This is a genomic window from Mycobacterium persicum (assembly GCF_002086675.1).
Classification (GTDB): Bacteria; Actinomycetota; Actinomycetes; order Mycobacteriales; family Mycobacteriaceae; genus Mycobacterium; species Mycobacterium persicum.
The window spans coordinates 1-9,784 of record NZ_MVIF01000144.1; the positions used below are offsets into that span (position 1 = coordinate 1).

Below are 9,784 nucleotides of genomic sequence, written 5' to 3' on the forward strand. Positions count from 1 at the left end.
CCGTCGGGCGGTCCGTGCTGGTCTGGCAACACATCTTCGGTCTGGAGCTGAACTGGATCGCGCCGGTGTTCGGGCTGATCATTCTGTTGGCCGTGGGATCCGACTACAATTTGCTGCTTGTTTCGCGCTTTCAAGAGGAGATCGGCGCGGGGCTGAGGACGGGCATCATCCGCTCGATGGGCGAAACCGGTGGGGTGGTCACCGCCGCGGGCCTGGTGTTCGCCTTCACCATGATGTCCATGGTCGCCAGTGATCTGCGCTCCATCGGCCAGGCCGGCAGCACCATCGGTCTGGGCCTGCTGTTCGACACCCTGGTGGTGCGTTCGTTGATGACGCCGTCGATCGCCGCGCTGCTCGGGCGCTGGTTCTGGTGGCCGCAGCGCGTGCGCACGCGCCCGGCCAGCTACATGCTGCGGCCGTTCGGGCCGCGCCGGCTGGTTCGTTCCCTGCTATTGGGCGAGCCCGCGGATGTGCCGGCCGCCAAACCGGTGGTAGCCGCGGGTCACCCACCCGCATAGCCGGGGTGGCAGGCCTAGCGTACGCGCGTTGATCGCCGCTACCGGGGTTTCGTCGAATGTGTTCTGAGCGCCAGAATTTGGCCGATTTTGCGCAGCCATGTCACGCTCGGCGCACCAGCTTGCACCAGCTTGAGCAGCTTGAGCGGCAGCTGACACTGCACCGAGCGCAGTCACCCCGGCAGCCACACGCGTCACCGCCCAGACCATCACCGGATGCGCCCGCCTTGCAAGGACGCACTTCAGGTCGGGTACCGCCGCGGTGTAAACACGCGGTCGCCGAAACCCGCTGAATACCATTGGGTTTGGGACGACCCGACGATCAGTAGGCAACGCATGTCGATGTCGGCGGGGTTGAGGTCGGCCAGCCGCACCACCCGAACGTCTTCGTCAGGGCCCGACACGTCGCGGCCGATCACCACCGGCGTGCCCGGCTCGCGATGCTTCAGTAGCAGGTCCCGCATCGCGCCGACCTGCCAGGTGCGCGCCGTGGAAGCGGGGTTGTAGATGGCCAGCACCAGGTCGGCGGCGGCCGCGGCCGCAACGCGTGCGGCGATCACCTCCCACGGCTTGAGCCGGTCGGACAACGAGATCACCGCATAGTCATGCCCCAGCGGGGCGCCGACCCGGCTGGCCACCGCCTGGGCGGCCGTCATCCCCGGAATCACCCGGATCTGCACATCCGGCCACTGCTTGGCCTCTTCCAGCACGGCCGTGGCCATGGCGAACACACCCGGATCGCCCGACGAGACCACCGCCACCGCACGACCGTGCTCGGCCAGCGAGCAGGCCAGCCGGGCGCGCGCGGGCTCGTCGGTGTTGTCGCTGGGATGGCGCCGCTGCCCGTCGCGCACCGGAACGCGGTTCAGGTAGGTGTGGTAGCCGATCAGATCGGTCGCGCACGCCAGTTCGCGCCGGCTCTGCGGCGTCATCCAGTCCATGTCGCCGGGCCCCAGGCCCACCACCGCGACCGAGCCGACGACCGACGGGCGCCGCCGCCCCCCCGGAAGCATGGCCAGCGAGAAGTACGGCACGGTGGCCGCGTCGACGTCGGCGGCCGGCAACACCCGTTGCCCCGCGGTGCTGGCCCGCTCCACGTAGAAGGCGTCGTCGAGTTGGCCGGACGCCGAAAGCGCTTCCCGCACATTGCGATACGATCGACCGAGTTTGAGCACCACGGCGGCGTCGGCATCGGCGAGCCGGCGGGTCAACTCGGCAACCGGCAACGTGCCGGGCAGCACTGACAGCACCTCGTCGCCGGCCACCAGCGGCGTCGCGACAGCCGCGGAGGCAGCGCTCACCGAGGTCACCCCGGGCACGATCACGGCGTTGAACCGCTGCGTCAACCGGGTGTGCAGATGCATGTAGGAGCTGTAGAACAGCGGATCGCCCTCGGCGAGCAGCGCCACGCTGCGTCCGGCGTCGAGGTGGCCGGCGATGCGTTCGGTGGCCTGGACGTAGAAATCCTCCAGCGCGCCGGCGTAACCGCCGGGATGGCCGGTCGTCTCGGTGGTCACCGGATACACCAGGTGCTCCTCGATCTGACCGGGCCGCAGATACGGTTCGGCGATACCGCGAGCGATGCTGCGGCCATGGGGAGCGCTGTGATAGGCCACCACATCGGCCTCGCCGATCACCCGGGCGGCCTTGACCGTCACCAGCTCCGGGTCGCCCGGTCCCAGGCCGACGCCCCAGAGCGTGCCGCGGCGCGTCATTCGCTCTCGCTGGCTATCGCGTTGACGGTCGCGGCGGCCATGGCGCTGCCGCCACGACGGCCCTGCACCACCAGATACGACATGCCGCGCGGTCGTTCGATGAGCTCTTGTTTGGACTGTGCCGAGCCGACGAAGCCGACCGGCCCGCCCAGCACCGCCGCCGGCGCCGCGACCCCGTCGTCGACCAATTCGAGCAACCGGAACAGGGCCGTGGGCGCGTTGCCGATCGCCATGACGGCGCCGTCGAGCCGGTCGGCCCACAGTTCCACACCGGCCGCCGAGCGGGTGGTCTGCCGGCGCGCGGCCAACTCGGCAGCCCGCGGATCCGCAACCAGCGACACGACGAGGTTGTCCGCCGGCAGCCGCGCGGTGGTGATCCCGGCGGCCACCATCGAGGAATCGCACAGCACCGGGGCGCCATCCCGCAGGGCGGCCCGGACCCGGGTAACCACGTCGTCGGTGTAGGCCACGTGCTCGGCGACGTCGACCTGTCCGCAGGTGTGGATCAACCGGACCACCACGCGGGCCACGTCGGGCGGAAACCGGGTCAGGTCGGCTTCGGCGCGGATGGTCGCGAACGACTGTCGATAGATCTCGGCCGCGTCGCGGATGTAGTCGAGCACCCGCTCACCCTAAGGCGTCGTTGTTTCGCAGCGCTCGGTATCCGTCCCCGGTGGCGACCAGCACCTCGCCGGACAACGGGCTGCCGCAAGCCCGTTCGCAGCCGACGAAATGCCGATGCACGACGGCGTCCGCGTCCAGCGCATCAGCCGCGTCGGCCCGGACGTCGGCGACCGAGCGCGCACACCCGGGGCTGCCGGTGCAGGCGCTGACCCGAAGCCAGGGCGAGTTCTCGTCGAACACCAGGCCCAGCGGCGCCAGCACCCGCAGCGCGGCGTCGGCAACGGCTTCGTCGAGATCACATATCAGCAGGGACCGCCACGGCGTGATGACCAGGGGAGCCTCGATCGCGGCCACGTATTCGGCGACCCGGGCGGGCAATACCCCTAGCGGAACCGCGGCGCCCAGCGTGACGCGGCCGTCGTCCTGGGGTATCCAGCCCACCGGCGGCGTGGTGACGGGCGGGAATGCAGCACCGGGTCGTACTCCGGGCAGCAGGTCACCCAAGTCAGCTAATTCGGTTATCCGCCAATGCTTTCCACGGATCTCAAGGAACCGCAGCGCGACCCAGACCAGTGTCGCGGTGGCATCGCTGACCCGGATTCCGGTGTCGCGGCCTGCCAGCGTGAGCACGCACCCGTCGGGCAGCATATGGACACCGACGTCGGCAGCCAGACCCGAGACGTCGGCGCGGCCGTCGTCAAGGCTGAACCAGAACCGGCCGCCCAGGTCGGCTAGCCGGGGTTCGGCGCAGATCGCGGCGTCCAGCTCGTCGACCCAGCCCCGGATGTCGGTGTTTCCGCCGGCTCGACCGGACAGCGGTGACGCGACAATGTTGCGGACCCGCTCATGCGTCGGCGACGGCAACAGGCCCGCCTCGACGATCGCTTCGGCGACCGTTGCCACGTCGGTGATGCCGCGCAACTGCACGTTGCCGCGCGACGTCAACTCCAGCGTTCCCGCGCCGAAGCCGCTGGCCACCCGCGCCAGCGCGCCCAACTGCGCTGCGGTGACCAGTCCGCCCGGCAACCGCACCCGCACCAGCGCGCCGTCGGCGGCCTGGTGCACCTGCAGCGCGCCCGGGCACGCGTCGGTGTCGCGAGACCTGACCACCCGTCCACGGTACGGCCCCGGCAATCGCGATTGGATCCCCGTCGGCTGGGCACCCTGGTGTCCATGCGGACGGTGGAATACGCCCCGGGACGCTGGGCCGATATCTTCGGCGATTCGAGCCGGCCCACGGTGTTGCTCTGGCACGGCATGCAGACCGACGCCCGTGCCGCCGTGCGTCCCCTCGCCGGCTTAGTCGCCGGCCACGGCGCCGCAGTGGTGGCGCCGGACTGGAATTCCCACGCCGACGACGGCGGACGCGCGGATCTGCTGGGATCGCTGGACTATACCCGGAGGCACGCCAACAACGCCGACATCGTGCTCGTCGGCTGGTCACTTGGGGGCGCGGCCGCGGCGGGCCTCACCCGCGAGGCTGCCCGCTTCGATGTTGCGCTGGCACATACGGTTTGCCTGGCGGGCGCCTTCACGGCCCCCGATCCGATCTCGGGCCGACCCCTGACCGGCCGGTGGTCCGCCGACCAACTCGCGACCCCGTTCACGGTGTTACACGGCCGGGCCGACGACGTGGTGCCGGTGAGTGTCAGCAGGGACTTCGCCGCCGCCCTCGAACAGGTCGGCTGGCCGGTGGAGCTGGTGGAATTGGCGGCCGATCACGGCTCGATCGCCGGCGCCGTGTACGACCCGGCAGCCGATCGTTACCGGCCGGGAACGAGCGGTTCGGCGCTAGCGGTGGCCGCCGAGGTGGCAGCTCGGATCGCGTCGATAGTGGCTCGCTGAGGCGGCGATCGGCCGGCGGTCATCCGGTAGTGCTCGGCGCTAGCAAGGGTGGCCTGTTGGCCGCCCGGGTGCTGGCGGACTGACTGCTACGGCCGGGTGACGGTGGTCGAGCGAGACAGTTAATCAAGACGAAGAGCTGGTTACCCGCGCCGGCCGGCATCGCCGGTCGGTGATCGTGAAGTGGTGGCGCGGGCGCCGGTGGGACATTTGGCGGAACCGCCGTTGTGATCGGCCGGGCGGCGATATCGTTTGCCAATGAGGCCGGTGACGCATGCGGTGTGCACTCGGAGCCGTTGCTGACCGACAGCCTCAGTTGCCGCGCCGATAGGAGTCGGGGATGTCTCTGCGCACTGGCGCTGCCAGGTTGATCACGATTGCGGCGTGCGGCGGCGCTGCTGTTCTCAGCTCCACCGCCCATTGCGCCGCGGCGCCGTCGGGCAAGCTGATGGACATGCTCCCGCAGGGCTTCTCCGCGACCAATTGCCAAGAGAAGGCCCCGGTGGAAGGTGCACTCGAAAGAGTGATGTGCGGCCAAAGCAGCGACCCGGGCGGACCTTCCTACGCCGTATTCCTGCTCTATGGGAGCGGTAGCGACCTGGCGACGGAGTTTCGGCAGGGACCCGGCAGAAGCGGATATACGGTGGCATCGTCGTGTCCGGGCGGCGGCGCTTCTCCCGGGACATGGAGTTACCGCAACTCCAGCCAGACCGCCGGTCAGGTCGAGTGCGGCACTTCCGTCGAAGGCAACTATGCGGTCATCTGGACGGACAATGCCAAACTCAGACTCGCCGTTGTTGAGGGCAAAAACAGTGCCAGCCTGTATCAGTGGTGGCGCGACAAGGGTTGATGACCGACACCATTCTGGCACTGACAGCGGAATCGGTTACGTGACCCGCCACGGGACGGTCCTCCGGGATTGCGGTACGAATGGTGGGTGGCTGAGCCGACCGTCCTGCTGTTGTCGACGTCCGACACCGATCTGATCAGCGCGCGCTCCAGCGGCAGGAACTATCGGTGGGCCAACCCGTCGCGGTTATCCGACGACGAGCTGCCCGAGTTGCTGTCCGGCGTCGCGATCGTGGTGGTGCGGATCCTGGGCGGCTACCGAGCCTGGCAGCGCGGCATCGACGTGGTGATCGCCAGCGGGGTGCCGGCCGTGCTGGTCAGCGGTGAGCAGGCCGCCGACGCCGAGTTGACCGACCTGTCCACGGTTGCCGCCGGCACGGTGGTGCAGGCGCACATCTACCTGGCCCACGGCGGCGTGGACAACCTGCGACAGCTGTACGCCTTTGTGTCGGACACGCTGCTGATGACGGGCTACGGCTTCGCCCCGCCGCTGGTGACGCCCACGTGGGGCGAGTTGGCCCGCGCTGACGCCGCCACGATCGACGGCCCGACGATCGCGGTGCTGTACTACCGCGCGCAACACCTGGCCGGAAACACCGCATATGTCGAGGCGCTGTGCCGGGCGATCGAAGACGCCGGCGGTCGGGCCCTGCCGGTGTACTGCGCCTCGCTGCGCACCGCCGAACCGGAACTGCTCGACAGACTTGCCGACGCCGACGCCATGGTGGTCACCGTGCTGGCCGCCGGGGGAGTCAAACCCGCGGCCGCCTCAGCCGGCGGGGACGACGACAGCTGGAGCGTCGAACACCTTGCCGCCCTGGATATCCCGATCCTGCAAGGCCTGTGCTTGACCAGCGCCCGAGACCAGTGGCGCGACAACGACGACGGACTGAGCCCCCTCGACGTCGCCAGCCAGGTGGCGGTGCCCGAATTCGACGGCCGGATCATCACGGTCCCGTTCTCGTTCAAGGAGATCGACGACGACGGATTGATCTCCTATGTCGCCGACCCCGAGCGGTGCGCGCGGGTCGCCGGTCTGGCGGTCCGCCATGCACGGCTGCGCTACGTCGCGCCCGCCGACAAGCGGGTGGCCGTGGTGTTTTCCGCCTACCCGACCAAACACGGCCGGATCGGCAACGCGGTCGGCTTGGACACCCCGGCCAGCGCGGTCGCCTTGTTGCAGGCGATGCGCGAGCGCGGCTACCAGCTGGGCGACCTGCCCGGAGTCCAGTCGAACGACGGCGACGCGCTGATCCATGCGCTGATCGAACGCGGCGGACAAGACCCTGATTGGCTCACCGCGGGGCAATTGTCCGGCAACCCGATCCGGGTGTCCGCCAAGGACTATCGCGCGTGGTTCGGCACGCTGCCCACCGAGCTGACCGAGGCCGTGACACACCATTGGGGTCCGCCGCCAGGGGAGTTGTTCGTCGACCGCACAGGCGATCCCGACGGCGAAATCGTGATCGCCGGTATACGATCCGGCAATCTCATGCTGATGGTGCAGCCGCCGCGCGGCTTCGGAGACAACCCCGTCGCGATCTACCACGACCCGGATTTGCCGCCCAGCCACCACTATCTGGCCGCCTACCGCTGGCTGGAGACAGGGTTCGGAGCGGACGCCGTGGTGCACCTGGGCAAACACGGAAACCTGGAGTGGCTGCCGGGAAAGACATTAGGTCTGTCGGCGGCCTGCGGGTCGGATGCCGCGCTGGGCAACCTGCCGCTCATCTACCCGTTTCTGGTCAATGATCCGGGCGAGGGCACCCAGGCGAAAAGACGGGCGCACGCCGTTCTCGTCGACCACCTGATCCCGCCCATGGCCCGGGCCGAAACATACGGTGACATAGCGCGTTTGGAGCAGCTGCTCGACGAGCATGCCAGTGTTGCGACGCTGGATCCCGGCAAGCTGCCGGCCATCCGTCAGCAGATCTGGACGCTGATCCGGGCCGCCAAGATGGACCACGATCTGGGGCTGACCGAGCGGCCCCCGGAAGACTCGTTCGACGACATGCTGCTGCACGTCGACGGCTGGCTGTGCGAGATCAAGGACGTCCAGATCCGCGACGGCCTGCACATCTTGGGCCAAAAGCCCTCCGGTCAACAAGAACTCGACCTGGTGCTGGCCATCCTGCGGGCCCGCCAGCTGTTCGGCGGCGAGCAGGCGCTGCCCGGCCTGCGACAGGCGCTCGGGCTGGCCGACGACGGCACCGACGAGCGCACCTCGGTCGACCAGGCCGAGGCCGCTGCCCGGAAGCTGGTAGCCGCGCTGCAAGCCACCGGCTGGGACCCGGCCGCCGCGAATCATCTCACGGACAACGCCGACGTCGCGGCGGTACTACGGTTCGCCGCAACCGAAGTGGTGCCGCGGCTCGCCGGCACCGCTTCCGAAATCGAGCAGGTATTGCGGGCTTTGGACGGCCGGTTCATCCCGGCCGGCCCGTCGGGGTCACCGCTGCGCGGTCTGATCAACGTGTTGCCCACCGGTCGCAACTTCTACTCCGTCGATCCCAAGGCGGTGCCGTCGCGGCTGGCCTGGGAAGCCGGTGTGGCCCTTGCTGATTCGTTGCTGGCTCGGTACCGCGACGACCACGGCCAGTGGCCGCAATCGGTGGGCCTATCGGTGTGGGGCACCTCGGCGATGCGCACCGCCGGCGACGACATCGCCGAAGTGCTTGCCCTGCTGGGTGTTCGGCCGGTCTGGGACGACGCGTCGCGGCGCGTGGTGGATCTCACCGCTATTCCGCTGGCCGAGCTGGGCCGGCCCCGCATCGACGTGACGGTACGCATCTCCGGATTCTTCCGCGACGCGTTCCCGCACGTGGTGACGATGCTCGACGACGCGGTCCGGTTGGTCGCCGACCTCGACGAGCCCGCCGACGCCAACTTTGTACGCGCCCACGCCCAGGCCGACCTCGCCCAGCACGGGGATCAACGTCGCGCCACCACAAGGATTTTCGGCTCCAAACCGGGAACATATGGTGCCGGGCTGCTGCAGCTGATCGACAGCCGCAACTGGCGCGACGACGCGGACCTGGCCCAGGTCTACACTGCCTGGGGCGGCTTCGCCTACGGACGCGACCTCGACGGCCGCGAAGCCGTCGACGACATGAACCGCCAGTACCGGCGCATCGCGGTGGCCGCCAAGAACACCGATACCCGCGAACACGACATCGCCGACTCCGACGACTACTTCCAGTACCACGGCGGCATGGTGGCCACCGTGCGGGCGCTGACCGGCCAAGCGCCCGCCGCCTATATCGGCGACAACACCCGGCCCGACGCCATCCGCACCCGCACGCTGTCGGAGGAGACCACCCGGGTGTTTCGAGCCCGGGTGGTCAACCCCCGGTGGATGGCCGCGATGCGCCGCCACGGCTACAAGGGCGCATTCGAGATGGCCGCCACCGTCGACTATCTCTTCGGATACGACGCCACCGCCGGGGTGATGGCCGACTGGATGTACGAGCAACTCACTCAGCGTTACGTGCTTGACGCCGAGAACCGGAAGTTCATGGCGGAGTCCAACCCGTGGGCGCTGCATGGGATGGCCGAACGACTGCTGGAGGCGGCCGGACGCGGCATGTGGGCCCAGCCGCAGCCGGATACCCTCAACGGATTGCGCCAGGTATTGCTGGAAACCGAAGGTGATTTGGAAGGTTGAGCCATCCGATGACGACACGCCTTTTCCGGCTCCCCACGGCCGCGGCTGCCCTGGCCGCCGGTGCTCTCGGATTGACGCCGGCGCCGGCCTGGGCCGACCCCGGCACGCCGTCGGTCCCCGCGGCGGGTGCGCACTGGGAGGTGGGCTGCCCGGAGCCATTGACAGACCTGATAGATCGCTCGTGTTTTGCTCCGTACCCATGGGTGGGCACGCCGTCGATGAGCCTGGTCGGCGAGGGCACCCCGTCGCAGGGCCTGCCCATGCGCAACATTCTGGCGGTGGTGACGGGTGCGAAAGTCGCCGTCGCGCTGACCGTCCGCGACTACCAAGGCGAGGACAGATTCGTCCACGTCGAGCCCGGCTCGACTCGAGGTTTTTCCGGCGACCTGATCGTCGATGTCCGACAGGACCGGGTGGTCCCGTGATGTCAGGCTGCGGGATCGCCGGCGAGCAGACGCCGGAAACCCCCCCCAAGTCGCATAGCGGGGGGGTACGCCGGGGGGACCGGCCAGGGGGGCACCCGGGGACCCCCCCAAGCCCCCCCGGGGCAAACCCGCGAAAAAAAGCGCAACACC

General features: G+C 69.1%; 8 protein-coding genes. 5 read left to right on the forward strand and 3 right to left on the reverse strand.

Annotated features, from left to right (window positions below):
* A partial coding sequence (locus tag BST40_RS26115; protein ID WP_158084041.1) for an MMPL family transporter occupies positions 1-518 on the forward strand: 518 nt, incomplete at its 5' end.
* Positions 519-757: 239 nt separating this feature from the next.
* Here BST40_RS26115 and BST40_RS26120 read toward each other — a convergent pair.
* Genes BST40_RS26120 through cobG form a run of 3 tightly spaced genes read right to left on the reverse strand, consistent with a single transcriptional unit; the run spans position 758 to position 3,964 of the window.
* On the reverse strand, positions 758-2,230 hold the full coding sequence (locus tag BST40_RS26120; protein ID WP_083156216.1) for a precorrin-2 C(20)-methyltransferase: 1,473 nt from the start codon (positions 2,228-2,230) through the stop codon (positions 758-760).
* On the reverse strand, positions 2,227-2,853 hold the full coding sequence (locus tag BST40_RS26125; protein ID WP_083156218.1) for a precorrin-8X methylmutase: 627 nt from the start codon (positions 2,851-2,853) through the stop codon (positions 2,227-2,229). Before BST40_RS26125 ends, BST40_RS26120 begins: the two co-directional genes overlap by 4 nt.
* A gap of 4 nt (positions 2,854-2,857) precedes the next feature.
* A complete protein-coding gene (gene cobG / locus BST40_RS26130; RefSeq protein WP_083156220.1) occupies positions 2,858-3,964 on the reverse strand; it encodes a precorrin-3B synthase in 1,107 nt (368 codons plus the stop codon).
* 63 nt (positions 3,965-4,027) lie between these two features.
* On the opposite strand from cobG, the gene BST40_RS26135 reads away from it, so the two are divergent.
* The 4 genes from BST40_RS26135 (at position 4,028) to BST40_RS26150 (ending at position 9,634) form a co-directional block, all read left to right on the forward strand.
* On the forward strand, positions 4,028-4,699 hold the full coding sequence (locus tag BST40_RS26135; protein WP_083156224.1) for an alpha/beta hydrolase family protein: 672 nt from the start codon (positions 4,028-4,030) through the stop codon (positions 4,697-4,699).
* Positions 4,700-5,036: 337 nt separating this feature from the next.
* A complete protein-coding gene (locus tag BST40_RS26140) occupies positions 5,037-5,546 on the forward strand; it encodes a hypothetical protein (protein ID WP_083156222.1) in 510 nt (169 codons plus the stop codon).
* A gap of 87 nt (positions 5,547-5,633) precedes the next feature.
* Positions 5,634-9,209 (forward strand): cobaltochelatase subunit CobN, encoded by a 3,576-nt coding sequence (gene cobN, locus BST40_RS26145; RefSeq protein WP_083156226.1) that lies wholly within the window; start codon positions 5,634-5,636, stop codon positions 9,207-9,209.
* Positions 9,210-9,217: 8 nt separating this feature from the next.
* Positions 9,218-9,634, forward strand: coding sequence for a hypothetical protein (locus BST40_RS26150; RefSeq protein ID WP_075549293.1), 417 nt, complete (start codon positions 9,218-9,220; stop codon positions 9,632-9,634).
* Positions 9,635-9,784 lie beyond the last annotated feature (150 nt).

Bases quoted from the DNA above. Each gene is read 5' to 3' on its own strand.
- BST40_RS26120 (WP_083156216.1), bottom strand. From the start codon at position 2,230: ATGACGCGCCGCGGCACGCTCTGGGGCGTCGGCCTGGGACCGGGCGAC.
- BST40_RS26150 (WP_075549293.1), top strand. From the start codon at position 9,218: ATGACGACACGCCTTTTCCGGCTCCCCACGGCCGCGGCTGCCCTGGCC.
- BST40_RS26140 (WP_083156222.1), top strand. From the start codon at position 5,037: ATGTCTCTGCGCACTGGCGCTGCCAGGTTGATCACGATTGCGGCGTGC.
- BST40_RS26135 (WP_083156224.1), top strand. From the start codon at position 4,028: ATGCGGACGGTGGAATACGCCCCGGGACGCTGGGCCGATATCTTCGGC.